This window comes from Streptomyces macrosporus, assembly GCF_039533145.1.
Taxonomy (GTDB): Bacteria; Actinomycetota; Actinomycetes; order Streptomycetales; family Streptomycetaceae; genus Streptomyces; species Streptomyces macrosporus.
Genome location: NZ_BAAASZ010000003.1, coordinates 163,727 through 182,260 on the forward strand (window position 1 = coordinate 163,727; position 18,534 = coordinate 182,260).

The 18,534-nt window shown below is 73.7% G+C and carries 14 protein-coding genes and 1 tRNA gene; 5 read left to right on the top strand and 10 right to left on the bottom strand.

Going from position 1 to position 18,534, the window contains the following annotated elements; genetic code table 11:
- Positions 1–127: 127 nt before the first annotated feature.
- The 5 genes from ABD335_RS01180 to ABD335_RS01200 all read right to left on the bottom strand — a co-directional run bounded on the left by ABD335_RS01180 (position 128) and on the right by ABD335_RS01200 (position 5,378).
- Entirely contained in the window at positions 128–838 is a 711-nt protein-coding gene (locus tag ABD335_RS01180) for an ABC transporter ATP-binding protein (protein WP_344320092.1), read from the bottom strand.
- Complete coding sequence (locus ABD335_RS01185) at positions 831–1,754, bottom strand: ABC transporter ATP-binding protein (protein ID WP_344320283.1); 924 nt, start codon at positions 1,752–1,754, stop codon at positions 831–833. The genes ABD335_RS01180 and ABD335_RS01185 overlap by 8 nt, the downstream gene beginning before the upstream one ends.
- Positions 1,755–1,813: 59 nt before the next feature.
- On the bottom strand, positions 1,814–2,719 hold the full coding sequence (locus ABD335_RS01190; RefSeq protein WP_344320093.1) for an ABC transporter permease: 906 nt from the start codon (positions 2,717–2,719) through the stop codon (positions 1,814–1,816).
- The gene (locus ABD335_RS01195) at positions 2,716–3,684 is read right to left on the bottom strand and encodes an ABC transporter permease (RefSeq protein ID WP_344320284.1); all 969 of its coding nucleotides are present in this window, start codon (positions 3,682–3,684) and stop codon (positions 2,716–2,718) included. The genes ABD335_RS01190 and ABD335_RS01195 overlap by 4 nt, the downstream gene beginning before the upstream one ends.
- Before the next feature lie 92 nt (positions 3,685–3,776).
- Positions 3,777–5,378 carry an ABC transporter substrate-binding protein gene (locus ABD335_RS01200; protein WP_344320094.1) on the bottom strand — a complete coding sequence of 534 codons (1,602 nt, stop codon included), beginning with the start codon at positions 5,376–5,378 and terminating at the stop codon, positions 3,777–3,779.
- Between the two features lie 294 nt (positions 5,379–5,672).
- On the opposite strand from ABD335_RS01200, the gene ABD335_RS01205 reads away from it, so the two are divergent.
- Positions 5,673–6,944 (top strand): extracellular solute-binding protein, encoded by a 1,272-nt coding sequence (locus ABD335_RS01205; RefSeq protein WP_344320095.1) that lies wholly within the window; start codon positions 5,673–5,675, stop codon positions 6,942–6,944.
- 114 nt (positions 6,945–7,058) lie between these two features.
- Here ABD335_RS01205 and ABD335_RS01210 read toward each other — a convergent pair whose 3' ends face one another.
- Positions 7,059–8,048, bottom strand: coding sequence for an acetylxylan esterase (locus ABD335_RS01210; RefSeq protein ID WP_344320096.1), 990 nt, complete (start codon positions 8,046–8,048; stop codon positions 7,059–7,061).
- A gap of 181 nt (positions 8,049–8,229) precedes the next feature.
- On the opposite strand from ABD335_RS01210, the gene ABD335_RS01215 reads away from it, so the two are divergent.
- Positions 8,230–9,615: a hypothetical protein gene (locus ABD335_RS01215; protein WP_344320097.1), complete on the top strand. Its 1,386-nt coding sequence runs from the start codon at positions 8,230–8,232 to the stop codon at positions 9,613–9,615.
- A gap of 308 nt (positions 9,616–9,923) precedes the next feature.
- On the opposite strand, the gene ABD335_RS01220 is transcribed toward ABD335_RS01215, so the two are convergent.
- From ABD335_RS01220 to ABD335_RS01230, 3 genes are all read right to left on the bottom strand, one after another.
- Positions 9,924–10,541: a TIGR04282 family arsenosugar biosynthesis glycosyltransferase gene (locus tag ABD335_RS01220; protein ID WP_344320285.1), complete on the bottom strand. Its 618-nt coding sequence runs from the start codon at positions 10,539–10,541 to the stop codon at positions 9,924–9,926.
- 80 nt (positions 10,542–10,621) lie between these two features.
- Entirely contained in the window at positions 10,622–11,287 is a 666-nt protein-coding gene (locus ABD335_RS01225; RefSeq protein WP_344320098.1) for a glycosyltransferase family 2 protein, read from the bottom strand.
- Positions 11,288–11,544: 257 nt separating this feature from the next.
- Positions 11,545–12,591 carry an NAD-dependent epimerase/dehydratase family protein gene (locus ABD335_RS01230; RefSeq protein ID WP_344320099.1) on the bottom strand — a complete coding sequence of 349 codons (1,047 nt, stop codon included), beginning with the start codon at positions 12,589–12,591 and terminating at the stop codon, positions 11,545–11,547.
- Between the two features lie 326 nt (positions 12,592–12,917).
- Between ABD335_RS01230 and ABD335_RS01235 the strand changes: the two genes are divergently transcribed.
- Positions 12,918–14,339 carry a lipase maturation factor family protein gene (locus ABD335_RS01235; protein WP_344320286.1) on the top strand — a complete coding sequence of 474 codons (1,422 nt, stop codon included), beginning with the start codon at positions 12,918–12,920 and terminating at the stop codon, positions 14,337–14,339.
- Between the two features lie 24 nt (positions 14,340–14,363).
- Here ABD335_RS01235 and ABD335_RS01240 read toward each other — a convergent pair whose 3' ends face one another.
- On the bottom strand, positions 14,364–15,710 hold the full coding sequence (locus ABD335_RS01240; protein ID WP_344320100.1) for an NAD(P)/FAD-dependent oxidoreductase: 1,347 nt from the start codon (positions 15,708–15,710) through the stop codon (positions 14,364–14,366).
- Between the two features lie 380 nt (positions 15,711–16,090).
- On the opposite strand from ABD335_RS01240, the gene ABD335_RS01245 reads away from it, so the two are divergent.
- Positions 16,091–16,164 (top strand) — tRNA-Pro (locus ABD335_RS01245).
- A gap of 217 nt (positions 16,165–16,381) precedes the next feature.
- Positions 16,382–18,151, top strand: a complete 1,770-nt coding sequence (locus ABD335_RS01250) for a phosphorothioated DNA-binding restriction endonuclease family protein (protein ID WP_344320101.1) — start codon at positions 16,382–16,384, stop codon at positions 18,149–18,151.
- The last annotated feature ends 383 nt before the right edge of the window (positions 18,152–18,534 follow it).

The window sequence follows — 18,534 nt, forward strand, 5'->3', positions numbered from 1 at the left end:
CTCGCCGACGGGCCGAGGCGGCAAGGGGGCGTGGGGGTGTTCGGGCCGCTCGTTCGGCTCCCGGCCGGTTCGCGCGCTCCGGATCGGTCCGTGTGCTCCACCGGGTCCGGCGGCGCCGGTTTCCCCGTCAGCCGGCCGGGAAGTCCACCACCCGGTCGCACCAGCGCTTCAGCAGCACCCGGTCGTGGCCGACCGCGAGGAGCGCGGTGCCGTGCGCGCGGCGGTGGTCCTCCACGGCGGCGACGAGGGCCGCGGTGGTGGAGGCGTCCAGCATCGCGGTCATCTCGTCGCAGATCAGCAGTCTGGGACGGAGGATCAGCGCCCGGGCCAGGCAGGCGCGCTGGAGCTGGCCGTCGCTGACCTCGTGGGGGCGGCGGGTGAGCAGGTCGCCGCCGAGGCCGACGGAGGCGGCCAGGTCGGGCAGCCGGTCGGGGATCTCGTCCCGGCGTCCGGTGGCGCGCAGGGGCTCGGCGATGGTGTCGGCGAGGGTGAGGCGGGGGTCGGCGGCGAGCCGGGGCTGCTGGAAGACCACGCCGACGGACGTGCGCAGCTCGCGCGGGGCGCGGTGGCGGAAGCCGCGCACTTCCCGGCCCGCCAGCCGGACGGTGCCCGCCCAGGGCCGGTGCAGCAGGGCGGCGACGCGGGCGAGGGTGGACTTGCCGCAGCCGCTGGGGCCGAGCAGGCCGACGGACTCGCCGGCGGCGACGGTCAGCGAGATCCCCTCCAGCACGGGCGTGCCGCGGTCGTATCCGGCGGTGATGTCGAGGAGTTCGAGGGCCGGCGCGGAAGCCGGGTCGGGAGCCGGCGCGAGGGTCGGTTCGGTCGTCGGCTCAGGCATCGGCCGTCTCCGGGGTGTGGGTGTGCGCGTGGTGGCAGGCGACCGCCCGGCCGGGGGCGCCGGTGAGGGCCGGCACGGTGGCGCAGGCGGCGTCGGCGCGCGGGCAGCGGGGGGCGAAGGCGCAGCCGTCGGGCAGGGCGTCCAGCTCCGGGGGCATGCCGGGTATGGGGGTGAAGGCCCGCTCGGGCAGGGCGTCCAGCAGGCCGCGGGCGTACGGGTGCCGGGGCCCCGGGGTGCCGAAGAAGTCGTCGGCGTCGGCGAGTTCGACGACCCGTCCGGCGTACATCACCGCGACCCGGTCGGCGACGCGTTCGGCGGCGGCCAGGTCGTGGGTGATGACCAGCAGCCCGTGGCCGCCGTCCACGTGGCGGCGGAGTTCGTCGACGGTGCGGTCGACCAGGTCCCGGTCCAGGCCGGTGGTGGGCTCGTCGGCGATCAGCAGGGGGGCGTCGCCGACGAGGGCGAGGGCGGTGGCGGCGCGCTGGGCGAGGCCGCCGGAGAGTTCGTGGGGGTGGTGGTCGAGGTGGTCGGCGGGGAACGCGGCGCGCTCGGCGGCCCGTTCGGCGGCGACGCGCGCCTCGTCCCCGCGCTTCCCCGTCAGCTCCCGCACGGTCTCCTCCAGGTGGGAGCGGACGGTGCGCACCGGCGTGAGGTGCGCGGCGGGGCTCTGCGGGATGAGGGCGATGCGCCGGCCGCGTACGGTGCGGGCCAGGGCGGTCTCGCCGGCGGTGAGCAGGTCGAGGCCGTCCAAGAGGGCGGCGCCCCTGGTCCGGGCGTTGCCGGGCAGCAGGCCCAGCAGCGCGGAGGTCAGCACGGACTTGCCGCAGCCGCTCTCGCCGACCAGGGCCAGGCACTCCCCCGCGGCCAGGTCGAAGGACACGTCCGTCACGGCGGCGACGGTGCGTCCGCCGCGCATCCGGAAGCGCACGGACAGGTTCCGTACGGACAACTGGGCCGGTGGGGACGTCTCGGCTGTCACAGCATCAGCTCCGATCGGCGGCGCGGGTCGATCCGCTCGCGCCAGGCGCCGGCGAGCCCGGCGATGGCGAGGGTGGGGACGATGATGAACAGGCCGGGCCAGAGCGTGGGCCACCAGGCGCCGGCGAGCAGCGTGCCGCGCGCGGCCTCGACCATGGTGCCGAGACTGGCCTGGTGGGCGGGGATACCCAGGCCGAGGAAGGACAGCGCGGACTCGTGCCAGATGGCGTGCGGCACCATCAGCACGGCCGCCAGCCCGGCCTGCGGCAGGACGCCGGGCAGCAGGTGCCGTACGATCACCCGCCCGCGCGAGGCGCCGCCGGAGATCGCCGCGTCCAGGTAGGGGCGGGTGCGCAGCGAGAGCACCTCGGCGCGGACGATGCGGGCGGTGGAGACCCAGTGGGTGAGGCCGACGGAGGCGACGACGGGCCAGACGCCGGGGCGGAACATCGCCACGATGAAGATGCCCATCAGCAGGTGGGGCACGGCGGCGAAGACGTCCACGGCCCGCATCACCAGCCGGTCGACCGTGCCGCCCAGCGCCCCGGCCGCGGCGCCGACGGCGATCCCGACGACCGTGGCGACCAGGGCGGCGACCACCCCGACCAGGAGCGAGACGCGCAGCCCGTACACGCAGCGCAGCAGCAGGTCGCGGCCCATCTCGTCGGTGCCGAACAGGTGCTCCGCGGAGGGGGGTCGGAGCTTGGCGGCGAGGTCGACGGCCTGCTGGTCCAGGGGGAACAGCGGCGGTACGAGCAGGACGGCGAGGACGGTGGCGGCCACCAGCACGAGCGAGAGGAGTCCGCGCGGCGTGCGGGACGGGCGCCCGTCGGTGCCCGCGGTGCGCCATGCCGCGGCGTCGGTGTCCGGGGCGGTGGGGGCGGCGGGATCGGTGGCGGTCACATCTCCTCCAGGTCGACCCGGGGGTCGGCCAGCGCGTACAGCAGGTCGGCCAGCAGGTTCCCGGCGAGGACGGCGAGGGTGGCGAGCACGGTCACCGCGGCCAGCAGCGGGAAGTCGCTGCCGGTGGCGGCCTTCACGGTGGCCGAGGCGATGCCGGGCCAGCTGAAGACGGTCTCCACCAGCAGGGCCCCGGTGATCAGTTCGGGGACGCGGGTGCCGACGAGGGTGAGCACCGGCAGCAGCCCGGAGCGCAGGGCGTGGCCGAACAGGACGGTCCGCTCGCGCAGCCCCCGGGCGCGGGCGCCGCGCACCGGGTCCTCGCGCAGGGCGTCGGCGACGCCCTGCCGCGTGTAGAGGGCGAACCACGGCAGTTGGGAGAGGGCGAGCACGCCCACGGGCAGCACCAGGTGGCGGGCCAGCGAGCCCGCGGTGACCGTCTCCTCGCCGAGGTCGGTGAGTCCTCCGGCGGGCAGCACCCCGAGGTGGAGGGCGAAGAACCAGACGGCGAGCAGGCCGAGCCAGAACGGCGGGGCCGCCTGGAGGACGTACGCCGCGCCGGTGACGCAGCGGTCGAGCCATCCGCCCTGGCGGCGCGCGGCGGCGACGCCGAGCAGCGTCCCGAACGTCACCGCGAGGACGAACGCGAGCGCGCACAGCAGCACGGACCAGCCCATGCGTTCGCCGATCACCTGGGCGACCGGTTGGCGCAGGGACACCGACCAGCCCAGGTCACCGCCCAGGGCGGCGGTGAGCCAGCGCCACCACTGCTCGGTGAACGGCCCGTCCAGGGCGAGGTTCTCCCGCAGTTGGTCGAGGGTGTCCTGCGAGGCGCGCAGCCCGGCGCTTCCGGCGTACTGGCGCACCGGGTCGAAGGGGGAGGCCGCGGCCAGGGCGAAGGCGCCCAGGGTGACGGCGACCAGCACCGGCACGGCGGCCAGGGCGCGCCGCCCGGTCAGCCGGGCCATCGCCGCCCAGGGCAGTCCCCTGCCCCGGGCGGACGCGGGACGGGGCGGCGGGGTCTTCGCCGCCCCCGCCGCCTTGGTGATGGTCGGACTCGTCACCGCTTGGGCCGCCAGTCCTCGACGTTCCACCAGGGGCCGGTGCCGAAGCCGTGGTCGTGGGGTTCGACCTGGGTGGTGATGTCCTGCCAGGCGTCGTCCATCACGTACACGTGGTCGATGTGGGTGAGGAAGGTGTAGCCGGGGTTCTCGGCCAGTTCGCGCTGGACGGTGGCGTACGCCTCGACGCGCGCGTCGTGGTCGCCGGTGCGGCGGCCCTCCTCCAGGGCGCGGTCGACGGCCGGGTTGTCGTAGGCGGCCATGTTGTCGAAGCCGTCCAGGGCGCGGGAGGAGTGCAGCAGCGGGTAGAGGTCGAAGTCGGGGTCGGCCGGGCTGCCGCCGCCGGAGAGGACGGCGTCGTCCTTCATCCGCGGCTCGATGACCTCCCAGGTGCCGGACTCGACGGTGACGTCGATGCCGATCCTCTTGGCGTCGGCGGCGTAGGCGAGGGCGTGCTCCTGGCGGAGCCGGTCGCCGGAGGGGTACCAGAGGGTGAAGGCGGCGCGGCGGCCGTCCTTGCGGCGCACCCCGTCCTCGCCGGGCTTCCAGCCGGCCTCGTCCAGGATCTCCTCGGCCCGTTCGGGGTCGTGGCGGCGCTCGGTGCCGTCGGCGAACCAGGGGCTGTCGGTGGGGACGGGGCCGTAGGCGGCCCGGCCGGCGCCGTTCAGGACGCTGTCGACGATCGCCTGGCGGTCCACGGCGATGTCGAGGGCGCGGCGGACGGCCCGGTCGCCGGTGACCTCGTTCGCGGTGGGGAGGGTGACGGCCCGGAAGTCGGCGGTCTTCGCCCGTATCACGCGCTTGCCGGAGTCCCCGCCGTCCTTGGCGAAGGTGTCGGCCAGGGTGGGCGGCAGGATCGCGGCGTCGAGGTCGCCGGAGCGCAGCCGGGTGGCGCGGATGTCGTCGTCCTTGATGATCGCCATGGTGAGCTTCTTCACCTTCGGCGCGCCGCCCCAGTAGTCGGGGTTGGCCTCGAAGACGAGCTTCTCGCCCTTGCTCCAGTCGGTGAGGAGGTACGGGCCGGTGCCGACCGGTTCGGTGTTGTAGGAGGAGGTGTTGACGTCCTGGCCCGCCAGCGCCTCCTTGGAGGCGATGGGCATCACGGTGCGCTCGGCGAAGGCGGCGTAGGGGTACTTCAGCTCGAAGACGACGGTGTGGTCGTCCTTGGCGGTGACGTCGGCGAGGGCGTCCAGTTCGCCCTTGGAGGGGTTGTTGGTCTTCTCGTCGAGGATGGTCTCGTAGGTGAAGACCACGTCCTCGGCGTCGAAGGGGGTGCCGTCGCTGAAGGTGACCCCCTCGCGCAGGGTGTAGGTGTACGTCCTGCCGCCGTCGGCGATCTCGGGGAGCTTCGTGGCCAGGGCGGGCTTCAGCTTCATGTCGGCGTCGTGCCGCAGCAGCCCGTCGAAGATCTTGGAGTTGCCGTCCTTGCCGTAGCCCAGCAGGGGGTTGAGGGTCTCGGGTTCCTGGGCGATCCCCACCACCAGGGAGTCCTCCGCCCCGGCGCCGCCTCCGTCGGAGGGTGCCGAGCAGGCCGCCGTCCCCGCCAGTAGCGCGCCGGCCGTCACCGTGGCCGCCACGGCCCGTACCACCCGGACTGTCATGATCCACACCCCTGTTACAGGCAGAACGTTGTTGCGAGCAGCTTGCAATTAAACACCAGGGGCGCGCCGGTCGTCTCCACGCGTTCCGCACCGCGCTCCGGGCGGACGCCTGAGAGCGCTTCCGATCGCCACGCTCCGATCACTCTTCGATCACCCGACGGTCACGATCCGCGCCGGGGGCCGGTGGGGGCTCTCCTTGCGTGGGTCTAGACCTTGACTCCCATTTGGTCTGAGCCAATTCTGTTCAGGCCCCCCACGTCCAGCCCTACAGGCCATCTCACACGGGGACCCGCCATGCCCGTCCGTCATCGCGTCAGACCGCTCGTCTCGACCCTGTCGGCCCTCCTGCTGCTCGGTGGCTGCGGTCTCCTCCCCGACACCGGCGAGGAGACCAGGCCCTTGGAGGTCTGGCTGATGCGAGGCAGCCTCTCCGACGAACTCGCCGACGCCGTCGTCCGGGACTTCGAGTCGCGCAACCCCGGCGTCGAGGTGGAGGTCACCGTCCAGGACTGGTCGGGCATCGACAGGAAGGTCACCGCCGCCCTCGCCTCCGACGACGCCCCGGACGTGATCGAGGTGGGCAACACCCAGGTCGCCCAGTACGTGGAGGCGGGCGGCGTCAGGAACCTCACCATCGAGGTGACCGACCTCGGCGGCGACCACTGGATCCCCGGTCTGGAGGAGCCGGGGAAGATCGACGGATACCAGTACGGCGTCCCCTTCTACGCCGCCAACCGCGTCATCATCTACCGCAAGGACCTCTTCGCGCGCGCCGGGATCACCTCGCCGCCCACCACCCGCGAGGAGTGGCTCGAGGTCACCGCCCGACTCACCCGGCCCGGCCTGCAGGGCATCTACCTCCCGGGCCGGAACTGGTACGTCCTGGCCGGCTTCGTCTGGGACGAGGGCGGCGACCTCGCCGTCGAGCGCAGCGGCCAGTGGACCGGCGCGCTCCACACCCCCCGGGCCCTGCGCGCCATGGAGTTCTACAAGAAGCTCCGGTCCTACGGCCGGGGGCCCGCCGACTCCGACGAGGGCGACCCCGAGCAGCGCGGCGTCTTCGCCAAGGGCGGGATAGCGCAGCTCATCGACGTGCCCGGCGCCGCGGAACTGATCGTCGAGGCCAACCCCGACCTGGCCGGCAAGCTCGGCTTCTTCCCCATCCCCGGCAAGAAGAAGGGCACCCCGGGCGCGGTCTTCACCGGCGGCTCGGTGTTGATCATTCCCGAGAAGGGGGACGAGCAGGACGCGGCGTACTCCTTCGTCAAGCTGCTGACCGGCGAGAAGTGGCAGCGGAAGCTGGCGCGGACGATGAGCGTGGTGCCCAACAGCACCGAGCTGGCCGACGCGCTGGAGGACGACCCCGGCGCCGCGGCGATGGCCGAGGGCGCCCGCAACGGGCACGCCACCCCCAACTCGCCCCGCTGGGGCGAGTTGGAGGCGGACAACCCGATCAAGCGGTACCAGACGGAGGTGCTCCGGGGAGCCGACGCGCGGACCGCCGCGCGCAGGGCGTCCGAGGAGATCACCGAGATCCTCACCGGTCGGCGCGGGCGCGTCGAGTGACCCGGCCGGCCCGGCCGCGGCCTCCCCCGTCGCCTCGCGGCCCGGTGCCCCGGGGGCGTGCGCCGTCACCGGGTCCCCGCCGGCCCCGGGGCGCCCGAGGCCCGTGCGGCTCGGTCACGCGGCCGTCTCGGAGGCCAGACCGCGCTCGCGCAGCCACAGCAGCTGCTCGTGCTGCTGCGAGGCGCGGCCTCCGGCGTGGTCGCCGAAGTGCCACACCCGGATGTCCTTGTCGTCCCCCGCGTAGCGGTGGTACGCGGCGAAGACCGTCGACGGCGGGCAGACCGGGTCCATCAGGCCGACGCTGAACAGCGCGGGGGAGGCGGCGCGGCGCGCGAAGTGCAGACCGTCGAAGTAGTTCAGGGTGGCGAAGACGGTCTCGGGGTCGACGCGCTTGTGCACGCCGAGGTAGTGGGCGATCTCCGGGTAGGGGCCGGCCGCGGCCAGTTCGGCGCCGCGCCGGAAGTGGCACAGGAACGGCACGTCCACCAGGGCCGCCGCCACCTTCTCCGGGGCCAGCCCGGCCACGGCCAGGGCCAGTCCGCCGCCCTGGCTGCCGCCGGCGACCACCACCCGCTCCGCGTCCACCGCCGGGTGCTCGCGGACCGCGTCCACCGCGCGCACGCAGTCGGTCATCAGCCGCCGGTAGTAGTGGTGGGCGGGGTCGTCCAGGCCGCGGGTCATGAAGCCGCCGACGTACTGGGGGGTGGTCGCCGGGTCCGGGTCGGGGGTGTCGTGGCCCTGGCCGCGGCTGTCGACGACGAGGGTGGCGTACCCGGCCGCGCTCCACAGCAGGTGCTCGATGTACAGGCCGCGGCCACCGCTGTAGCCGATGTAGTTGACCACGGCCGGCAGCGGCCGGCGCGCGCCGCGCGGCAGGATCAGCCAGGCCGCGACGGGCTGGCCGTCCCAGCCGGGGAAGCGCGCGTCGTACACCTCCACGGTGTGCAGCGGGGCGTCCTCGATCCGCCGGTACTCCGCCGGGCCGGAGGCCGCGGCCCGGGCGGCGGTGAGGGTCTTGGACCAGAAGGCGTCGAAGTCCTCGGGCTCGGCCACCTCGGGCCGGTAGTCGCGCAGTTCGTCCAGCGGAAGATCGGTCAGCGGCATGCGGGTGTCCGTCCCCTCGTCGCAGCAAGCGCTTTCTCCCGGCAACCTACGGCCCGGGAGTTCCCCGGTCAACGGCAGCCCCGACACGTTCGACGCCGCCGAGCGGAGACGATCCGACGGCCCGGTGACATCCGCTCGCGCCGCGGCCCCGGGCACGGCGCCCCGGCCTAGCGTGAGGCGGATGAGCACCTCCCCGCTCCGCCGAGAGCGCATCCCCCCGTCCGATGCCCCGGTTCCGGGCCCGCATGCCGAACTTCCCCCGGACCGCTCCCGCCGGACGCGCCGGGACCTGTACGCGGTCGGCGCGGCCCTCGCCCTGTTCGCCGCCGCCGCCCTCGTCGGCCACTTCCTCCACGCCCGCGAGACGCTGCTGCTGCGCTGGCCGCCGCTGTACGCGCGCTGGGAGCCCCACGTCGGGCCGGGCACCCTCGCCGCCCTGACGTTCGCCGTCTGGACCGTCGGGCACGGGCCCGCCCTGGCCCGCCGGCTGCCCTGGCGACGGCTGCTGCCCGCCGCCTGGGGCGGGGCGATGGTCTGGACGTGGTCGCTGGCGCTGGTCGACGGCTGGCGGCACGGGGTGGCGGGACAGTTGACCTCGAAGCACGAGTACCTGCGGTCGGTCGACGACGTCCACGACATCGGAGCCACCCTGCGCACCTTCACCGACCACATCCTCATGGACGCCCCCGACAACTGGCCCGCCCACGTCGCCGGACATCCGCCGGGCGCGCTGCTGACCTTCGTCGGTCTGGACCGGATCGGACTGGCCGGCGGCGGCTGGGCGGCGGCCTGGTGCGTCACCGTCGGCACCTCGGCCACGGTGGCGGTGCTGGTGACGCTGCGGGCGCTGTGCGGCGAGGAGACCGCGCGAGGGGCGGCGCCCTTCCTCGTCCTGGCGCCGTCCGCGATCTGGGTGGGCGTCTCGGCCGACGGGTACTTCGCCGCCGTCGCCGCCTGGGCGGTGGCCCTGGCGGCGCTGTCGGCCACCGGTGCCGTACGGGCGCCGCGCGCCGCCGCGCTGGGGTCGGGCCTGCTGTTCGGATGGACGGTCCACCTGTCCTACGGGCTGACGCTGATGGCGCTGCCCGCGGCGGCGGTGCTGGTGGTGGCCCGCACCGCGCGGCCGGTGCCGTACGTCCTGTTGGGGGCGGTGCCCTGGGTGGTGGCGTTCACCGCGGCCGGGTTCTGGTGGTACGAGGGCTACACCACGCTGGTCGAGCGCTACTACCAGGGCGCGGCGGGGGTGCGGCCCTACGCGTACTACGTGTGGGCCAACCTCGCCGCGCAGGTGGTGGTCGTGGGGGCGGCCACGGTCGCCGGGCTGCGGCGGGCGGCGGAGGTGCGGCGCGGTGCCCTGGTGGTGCTGTTGGCGGGCGCGCTCTGCGCCGTGCTGGTCGCCGACCTGTCGGGGTTGAGCAAGGCCGAGACCGAGCGCATCTGGCTGCCGTTCACGCTGTGGCTGCTGCCCGCCGCCGCGCTGCTGCCCGAGCGGGGCCGCCGTTGGTGGCTCGCCGGCCAGGCGGCGTCGGCCCTGGCCGTCAATCACCTGTTCATCACCGGGTGGTGACCCCGTGTCCTCTCCGCCGCCCTCATCCTCCCCCCTCTCTCCGGAACGCCGATGACGCCGCCGGTGCTGGTGACGGCCCTGGTCGCCGTCGTGGGGGCCCGGTCGCGCGGTGCCCGGACACGAACCGTCGGCGCGCGGACCGTCGGCGCGCAGGGCGAGGAAGGAGCGCCCGTGGGCGTTCCACTCCTCCGCCACCGTCCCCCCTCCGCCTCCGCCCGTGCCCGCAGCGCAGGAAGAGGGGGCCGCGTCCGCCGGCGGTTCCGTGCGGTCCGCGGTCCGCGCGTGCGGGGTCGGGGCGGGCGAGGCGGTCAGCGGAGCACCGCCCGCCGCAGCCGGGCGTGTTCGGCGGCGAAGCGGCCGTCGGTGCGCGCGGCGATCTCCGCCGCGTCCTCGGCGGTGTCCACGTCCCGCAGCACCGGCAGGTCCCGCACCGTCAGCCCGGCGTCCAGCAGGCGGCGTCGCTGGAGGGCGCCGGTGCGCTCGGTGGACATCGGCACGCCGCGCACCAGGTCCGGGTCGGGGTCGGCCAGGCCCAGCGCCCAGAAGCCGCCGTCGGCCGCCGGACCGAACCAGGCGCCGCAGGCCGTCCAGCCGTCCGGCGCGAGCACCGGGGCGAGGACGGCGGGAGCGAGTTGCGGAGTGTCCATGCCCACCAGCAGGGCGGGTCCGTCGCACGCCGCGAAGGCCCCGGCGATCCGCTCGTCCAGCCCGCCCGCGCGCTGGGGCAGCACCTCGTAGCCGTCCGGCAGCCAGGGGCCCGGGCGTCCGTCGAGCACCAGCACCCGGCGTCGGGCGGGCAGCGTCGCCACGGTCGTCAGGGTGTCGGCGAGCGCGGCCTCGGCGAGCCGGGCGGCCTCGGCGGGGGTGAAGGGCGGGGTGAGCCGGGTCTTGACCCGGCCCGGCACCGGCTCCTTGGCGATCACCAGGAGCGTCGTGCGCGCCGCCCCGGCCGTTCCGACCGTTCCGACGGTCCCGGCTCTCGCGACGGGCGGGACGCGCGCGGGGCTCACCGCAGCACCGCCCGCATGTCGGTGACGGCCTGCCAGGTGCCGCGCCAGGTGCCGGTCACCTTCGAACGGCCCGTGCGCGGCCGGTAGGGCACCTCGGTCTCCACCACCCGCCATCCGGCGTCGGCCGCGCGGACCACCATCTGGAGCGGGTAGCCGCTGCGCCGGTCGGTCAGCCCCAGTTCCAGCAGCGCCCGGCGTCGGGCGGCCCGCAGCGGTCCCAGGTCGCGCAGGCGCAGTCCGGTGCGCCGGCGCACCATCCGGGCCAGGGCCAGGTTGCCGACCCGCGCGTGCAGCGGCCAGGCGCCGCGTCCGGTGGGCCGCCGGCGGGCCAGGACGAGGTCGGCGGCGCCCTCCCGCACGGGGGCGGCGATCCGCTCCGCCTCGCCGGGGTCCAAGGAGGCGTCGCAGTCGCAGAAGGCGACGATCTCCGCCTCGGCGGCGAGCAGTCCGGCGTGGCAGGCGGCGCCGAAACCACGGCGCGGTTCGTGGACCACGCGGGCTCCGAACGTCCGGGCGATCTCGGCCGAACCGTCCGTCGAGCCGTTGTCGACGACGACGGCGCGCCAGCCGTCGGGAATCCGGGACAGCACCCAGGGCAGGGCCCGGGCCTCGTCGAGACAGGGCAGCACGATCTCCCCGCGGGGGATTGTGGGGTCGGTCATCTCCCTCACCTTACGAGAACGAAACCGACATAACGGGCCAACTGCCCTGCGCAACGCGGGCACCTGCCGTCGAGTGACCGCACCCGGCGGCACCGCCCCGCCGCACGCTCGCCGTCGACGGCCCCGAGGCCCCGTCCTCGTCCGGTGACGTCCGGTGGACCCCGGCGCCCGGCCCGGACGGGTCGGAGGTCCGCCGGAGGCCGCGCGGGCGGGCGCCGCGGGCGCACCCGGTGCGGGACGCGGGAGCCGCTTCGGGGTCACCCCGCCCGCAGCGGCTCCCTCGGCTCCCGCGCCCGGCGCAGCGGCTCCTTCGCGAAGCGCGCCGTCCCCTCGGCGAATCCCACCGAGGGTCTCCAGCCCAGTTCGTCGCACAGCCGCCGCGAGGAGGCGGTGATGTGCCGGACGTCCCCCAGTCGGTACTCCCCCGTCACCACCGGCTCGGGCCCGCCGAAGGCCGCCGCCAGCGCGCGGGCCATCTCCCCGACGGTGTGCGGCTCGCCGCTGCCGGTGTTGTAGGCGCGCGAGGAGCCCTCCGGCCGCGCGTCGAGCGCCTCCAGGGCCGCCACGTTGGCCGTCGCGACGTCCTCGACGTGGACGAAGTCCCGGCGCTGCGCGCCGTCCTCGAACACCCTCGGCGGCTCGCCGCGCTCCAGCGCGGAGCGGAAGAAGGACGCCACCCCGGCGTAGGGGGTGTCGCGCGGCATCCCGTCGCCGTAGACGTTGTGGTAGCGCAGGCTGACGGCCCGTCCGCCGGTGGCGCGGGCCCAGGCCGCCGCCAGGTGCTCCTGCGCCAGTTTGGTGGTCGCGTAGACGTTGCGCGGGTCGGTCGGGGCGTCCTCGTCGACCGGTCCGGGCTCCAGGGCCGCGCCGCAGTGCGGGCAGGGCGGCTCGAAGCGGCCCGCGTCGAGGTCCGCCGGCGAGCGGGGGCCGGGCCGCACCACTCCGTGGCGGGCGCAGACGTACCGCCCCTCGCCGTAGACCACCATCGACCCGGCCAGCACCAGGCGCCGCACCCCCGCCCGGGCCATCCCGGCCAACAGCACGGCGGTGCCCAGGTCGTTGACGCTCACATAGGCGGGGGCGTCGGCGAAGTCCCTGCCCAGGCCGACCATCGCGGCCTGGTGGCAGACCGCGTCCACCCCGTGCAGGGCCCGTGCCACCGCCTCCGCGTCGCGGACGTCGGCCCGGATACCCGGACCGTCGGGGGCGGTGTCGAACACGACGGGCTCGTGGCCCGCCGTGCGCAGGGCGTCGACGACGTGCGAGCCGATGAAGCCCGCTCCTCCGGTGACCAGTACGCGCATGGGGCCACGCTAGGGCTCCGCCGCGGCCTCCGGCCGTCACCGGGCGGGCGCGTCAGCGATCCGCGGGGCACCGGCGTCCCCGCCCACCCGTTCGGGCCAACGGCCGCCGCATCGCCCGGACGTTCCGCCCCCGGCGGCGTCTTTCCCGGTTTCCCCGACTTCCCCGGCGTCGCCCCCCTGCGCGTCGGCGTCGGGCGGAGCCGGGCTCTCGTCCTCGCACACCGGAGCACACGGCCGTTCCCGGCCACCCGTACGGCCCCGCGGTGCCTCCGGTGCCCACCGGTGCCGCCGCATGACGGCGGCACCGGGTGGTACCCATGTCCGCCATGGAGTGGTTCGAGGCGCCCGAGTACTGGCTGAGCCGACTGGTTCTCCAACGGTCCCTGGCCGTGATCTACCTCGTCGCGTTCGTCTCGGCGGCCCTGCAGTTCCGGGCGCTGCTCGGCGAGCGCGGGCTGACCCCGGTGCCGGACTTCCTGCGCCGGGTCCCCTTCCGCGCCTCCCCCAGCCTGTTCCACCTGCACTACTCCGACCGCTTCTTCGCGGCCGTCGCCTGGGTCGGCGCGGCGCTGTCGGCGGCCGTGGCGCTGGGCGCCGCCGACCGGGTGCCCCTGTTCGTGGCCATGCTGACGTGGACGCTGCTGTGGGCGCTCTACCTGTCGATCGTCAACGTCGGCCAGACCTGGTACGCCTTCGGCTGGGAGTCGCTGCTGCTGGAGGCGGGCTTCCTCGCGATCTTCCTGGGCAACGACGACGTGGCCCCGCCGATGCTGGTGCTCCTGCTGATGCGGTGGCTGGTGTTCCGGGTGGAGTTCGGCGCGGGCCTGATCAAGTGGCGCGGCGATCCCTGCTGGCGCCGACTGACCTGCCTGTACTACCACCACGAGACCCAGCCGATGCCGGGGCCGCTGAGCTGGTTCTTCCACCGCCTGCCGAAGCCCCTGCACCGGGTGGAGGCCGCGGCGAACCACGTCACCCAGCTCGTCTTCCCCTTCCTGCTGTTCGCCCCGCAGCCGGTCGCGACCGTCGCCGGGCTGGCGGTGATGGTCACCCAGCTGTGGCTGGTGGCGTCCGGCAACTTCTCCTGGCTCAACTGGATCACGATCGTGCTCGCCCTGTCCGCCGTGGACAGCTCCCCCGTCGCCGGCACCCGCGAGTACGGCCAGGTGCCGCCGTGGTTCGTCGCGGCCGTCATCGGGGTCACGGCACTGGTGGTGGTGCTGAGCTGGTGGCCGGCGCGCAACCTGGTCTCGCGCCGCCAGGAGATGAACCGCTCCTTCAACCCCCTCCACCTGGTCAACACCTACGGCGCCTTCGGCAGCGTGACCCGGCTGCGCCACGAGGTGGTCGTCGAGGGCACCGACGAGGAACACGTCACCGAGGACACCCGGTGGCGGGAGTACGAGTTCAAGGGCAAGCCGGGGGACGTGCGCCGGCTGCCCCGGCAGTACGCGCCGTACCACCTGCGCCTGGACTGGCTGATGTGGTTCGCCGCGCTCTCGCCCTCCTACGCGGCCCCCTGGTTCACCCGGCTGCTGCGGAAGCTGCTGGAGAACGACCCGGACACGCTGCGGCTGCTGCGCACCAACCCCTTCCCCACCGCCCCGCCCGTCCACGTGCGCGCCCGGCTGTACCGCTACCGCTTCACCACCTGGCGGGAGTTGCGGGCCACGGGCGCCTGGTGGGACCGGCAACCGGTCGGCCCCTACGGGCAGACGGTCTCCCGGAGGGCCCCGGAGGCCCCGTAGCCCTCCGGGGCCGGCCCGCGTCGCTCAGGCGACCGACGGGCTGGACTCCGGTCCGCCGGGCAGCCGGGCCGTCTCGGGCGAGGCGGTGTCCAGCGGCACCGACGAGGGGTGCAGCACGCCCAGCTGGACGGCCTGCCGCCGCAGCACGGCGTCCAGCGCCCAGTCGGCGGCCACCCGGACGCGGTTCCCCGGCATCGCGGCGAGGTGGTAGCCGCGGGTGACGAGGTTGGCGATCGGGCCCGACAGCGGGATGCCCAGGGGGTTGGCCGCCGCCTGGAGCCCGCCGAGGTCGACCACGAAGCCCAGGTCGCTGTGCTTGTACGGGCGGCGGGTGCCGATGCCGTAGGAGGCCGCGACGTTGTTCGCGGCCGTCTTGCCCTGACGGTGGGCGTGCTGGGCGGTCATCGCCGTGTACTGCCCCGGCTTGGTCAGGTCCGGCACCGCGGCGGCGTCGCCGCAGGCGAACACGTCCGGGTGGCCGGGGACGTTCAGGTACTCGTCGACCAGCAGCCGGCCCCTCTCGGTCGGCAGGCCGAGCTGCTCCACCAGCGGGTCGGGCCGCACCCCGACGCACCAGATCAGCGAACGAGTGGGGATGACCTCCCCGGTGCTCAGGAGCACCCCGTCCCTGGTGGCCTCCTTCACCGAGGTCTTGGTGCGCACGTCCACCCCGCGCTTGCGCAGCACCCGGTCCGCGGTCCGCGCCAGCTTCTCGTCCAGGCCGGGCAGCACCCGGTCCGCGATGTCCATCAGGATCCAGCGGGGTCGGGCGTCGGCCCGCAGACCTCCGGCGCCGCGGGCGTGCTGGCGGGCGAGGGAGTCGGTGAACATCTTGCCGTGCGCGGCCACCTCGGTGCCGGTGTAGCCCGCGCCGACGACCACGAAGGTGCAGCGCGCCCGGCGCTCCTGCGGGTCCTCCTCCTCGGCGGCGAGCGCGATCTGCCGGCTGATGTGGTCGCGCAGGAACAGCGCCTCCGGCATGCCCCGGAACCCGCGCGCGTGCTCGGCCACGCCGGGGATGGGCAGCAGCTTGTTCACGCTTCCGACGGTGAGGACCAATCGGTCGTACCCCATCCGCCGCTCGCGGCCGTCGGGGTCGGTGTAGGTGACGGAGCGCCCGTCGAGGTCCACCGAGTGCACCTCGCCCAGTACCAGGCGCACCTTCGGCAGCGTTCCGGCCAGCGAGACCGAGACCCGGCGGGGCTCCAGGATCCCGGCCGAGACCTCCGGCAGCAGCGGCAGGTACAGGAAGTAGTCGTTGGGGTTCACCAGAACGATCTCGGCCGCCCCGCGGAGCTTCCGCGACAGCGTCCTGGCCGTCTGGTAACCGGCGAACCCTGCTCCGACGATCACAATCCGGGAACGGCTCACGTGTGACTCCAGTCCTTGGGACCAACGGCCAGGCAAACCGCGTTTCCCGCCGACGCCCGGGCAAACCCGGATGGCGCGTCCCCGCAGGTCGAGGCCGCCCCCACACCACCGTCACCCGGCGGGACACCCCGCGCGGCCCACGGCACCGGCCCCCTCGCCGACTGTGCGGAGGGAACCACCGCGCGCACACCACCACCGATGCGACGGGATACTCCGCCCCCCACCCGGAGTGACGATGCCGTCACCCGACGCTCGCCCCGCCCGGCCCCGGCCGGCGCACACCCCTCCCCCGTGACCCGGTGTGCGCAAGCACCCTCCGAAGTGCGGTATGGTTTCCGTGCGCGATCGGCGAGGGGGAAAACCCCGAACCGAGAGAGCACCGGGACGTGGCGCAGCTTGGTAGCGCACTTGACTGGGGGTCAAGGGGTCGTGGGTTCAAATCCCGCCGTCCCGACACTGGCCAGAAGCCCCCTGGGATCATCCCAGGGGGCTTCTGACATCAGCGGCTGACATCGACCGGGGTCACTCGGACACCCCGCGAACACTCTCCCGGTGCGGTTCCCCGATCTCCTCCACTACTGTGCCGATGATCGATGCCCCATGCTTCACTCTCCGTGCTCGTGACCATGCATGGCGCATCTACGTCGGTCGAGTGGGCCAGGGGAGGCTCGGTGGGGAATCCGATACAGGTCGGCGAGGTGCTGCGGTACACCCGGGAGAAAAATCCATCGGTCCCGGTCATCGACGGTTACCGGAACTTCCACCACGTCACTGCTGCGCCGGACCGTCCCAGGGTCCTGCTGGAGGCGGGCATCAACGTCATCGCCAAAGTGCGGGCGTCGGGCCGATCCCGCCGCCCGGCGATCCTGATCCGCTCCAGCCCCTGGAAGGCCGGTACCAGGGAGACTCCCTGGCACGACGTGTTCGACCTGGAGCACGGACGCGTGCGCTACTTCGGGGACCACAAAGCCGGTCTCACAGTGCCGACAGGACACACACCCGGAAACAAGGCTCTGCTGGAAGCCTTCGAGGAACACCGCGCGACCACCGCAGAAGATCGCGCGCACGCCGTGCCCCTGCTCTTGTTCAGGGCCGTCTCCCGCAACAAGCGCCCGAAGGGATACGTCGAGTTCTGCGGGATCGCCGTCATCGAGCGTGCCGAGCAGGTGGTGCAGCAGGCCGAGGCCGACCGCGGTTCTTTCGTCAACTACGTCTACGACCTGGCCGTCCTGGACCTGAGCTCGGAGGACGACCGGATCGACTGGGATTGGATTCACGCCCGCAGCGATCCCTCCCTGTCGGCTGCCGAGGGACTCGAACACGCTCCTCGATCCTGGCGCCGGTGGGTGGACCACGGGCATGCGGTGCTGCCGGAAGTCCGGCGGCAGACCACTCGCAGCGAAAGCATCGATTCCTCCCAGCGACACTCACCTGCTGACGACGGAGCGGACGCCCTCTTCTCTCTGTCTCATCAGCAAAGCAGCACAACTCCGACCTGGCCTCGGCCGACCGGAACCGTGGAGGAACCGACCGCGAGCCTGCTCATGGACAGGCTCAGAGAGCTGAAAGTCCACGGAGGGCCGAAGCAACCCGGTAGGCACGAACCGCTGACCTTGCTGTGGGCGATCTCCGGAATCGACGCAAACCGATCCCGCACAGTGCCGTGGCGACAGTTCCGCGACGAGGTCGGCCGGCTGCTGGCCGAGTTCGGACGTCCCGGCTCCTCCGTCACCCCTGAGTACCCGTTCTGGCACCTGCGGACCAGTAATCTGTGGGAGGTCCGCGGCATTCCGTCCGTCGACTCCTTCAAGCCCCGTGCCGCAGCGTTGGACAAGCTCAATCCCGTCGGAGGGCTGACCGAACAAGTCGCAGAGCTGTTGAGCGACCCGCTCGTCCGAGCCCAGGCGATCGCCGTCCTGCGGGAGACCCACCTTTCGGACATCGACCAGCATGCGTTGTTGGAGCGCCTGGGACTGCAGGGTTACGAAAGCGCAAGCGGTGTGCCGGACGACGATGCGGACCGGGACACGGAGACGCACCCCGCACCCCGGCACGCCACAACCGTCTCCCGGATCGTCCGCGATACCGCCCTCACGCGCAGAGTGAAGGAACTGCACGACAACCGCTGCCAAGTATGCGGCCTGCGTTTGCGGACTCGATTCGGCGCCTACAGCGAGGCCGCACACATAAGAGGGCTGGGCCGCCCGCACCACGGCCCGGACTCACTGTCGAACCTGCTCGTCCTGTGCCCGAACCACCACGTCCAATTCGACACGCTCGCCATCTACATCGATACGGAACACACGGTCCGCATGACGTCCGACAACAGCCGAATAGGAGAACTCCGTCGGATACCCGACCACCGGATCGATGAGGAACACCTCCGCTACCACCGCGGACTGTGTGGTCGAGACAGCGAGCCCTTTCCGATTTCTCTGTGAACAAAGTCGGTTGGTGGCGGGGTGGTGCAGGAAGAGACGGAGCTTCCGGCAGACGGATTGTCGACCAGGATCGACCAGTCCGCTCGGGGCTTCTTGGGCATATCCCCGATCGGAACTCGAGCCGTCCGGTGCAACCCTACGGTTCCTGGCCGAGCGGTTGAGGGCTCGACGCCGTGAGCGTGGAACGCGCCGGCGTCGACTCGGGCCAGTGCCCGCACTGGCCCGCCTGTGAGGCACCCACCCCTACGCGCAGTGGGCAGCCGGCTTCCGCGGGTTCCGGCGGTGGCGAGGGCGTCCGTCGCGGCGCGGCTGTCGGGGCGGCGTCGGGGAGGTATCCGGGTTTCCCCGTGCCGACCGGCCCGTCCCGAGCGCCGGGCACGGGG

Bases quoted from the DNA above. Each gene is read 5' to 3' on its own strand.
- ABD335_RS01180 (WP_344320092.1), bottom strand. From the start codon at position 838: ATGCCTGAGCCGACGACCGAACCGACCCTCGCGCCGGCTCCCGACCCG.
- ABD335_RS01185 (WP_344320283.1), bottom strand. From the start codon at position 1,754: ATGCGCGGCGGACGCACCGTCGCCGCCGTGACGGACGTGTCCTTCGAC.
- ABD335_RS01195 (WP_344320284.1), bottom strand. From the start codon at position 3,684: ATGGCCCGGCTGACCGGGCGGCGCGCCCTGGCCGCCGTGCCGGTGCTG.
- ABD335_RS01200 (WP_344320094.1), bottom strand. From the start codon at position 5,378: ATGACAGTCCGGGTGGTACGGGCCGTGGCGGCCACGGTGACGGCCGGC.
- ABD335_RS01205 (WP_344320095.1), top strand. From the start codon at position 5,673: ATGCCCGTCCGTCATCGCGTCAGACCGCTCGTCTCGACCCTGTCGGCC.
- ABD335_RS01210 (WP_344320096.1), bottom strand. From the start codon at position 8,048: ATGCCGCTGACCGATCTTCCGCTGGACGAACTGCGCGACTACCGGCCC.
- ABD335_RS01215 (WP_344320097.1), top strand. From the start codon at position 8,230: ATGAGCACCTCCCCGCTCCGCCGAGAGCGCATCCCCCCGTCCGATGCC.
- ABD335_RS01225 (WP_344320098.1), bottom strand. From the start codon at position 11,287: ATGACCGACCCCACAATCCCCCGCGGGGAGATCGTGCTGCCCTGTCTC.
- ABD335_RS01230 (WP_344320099.1), bottom strand. From the start codon at position 12,591: ATGCGCGTACTGGTCACCGGAGGAGCGGGCTTCATCGGCTCGCACGTC.
- ABD335_RS01235 (WP_344320286.1), top strand. From the start codon at position 12,918: ATGGAGTGGTTCGAGGCGCCCGAGTACTGGCTGAGCCGACTGGTTCTC.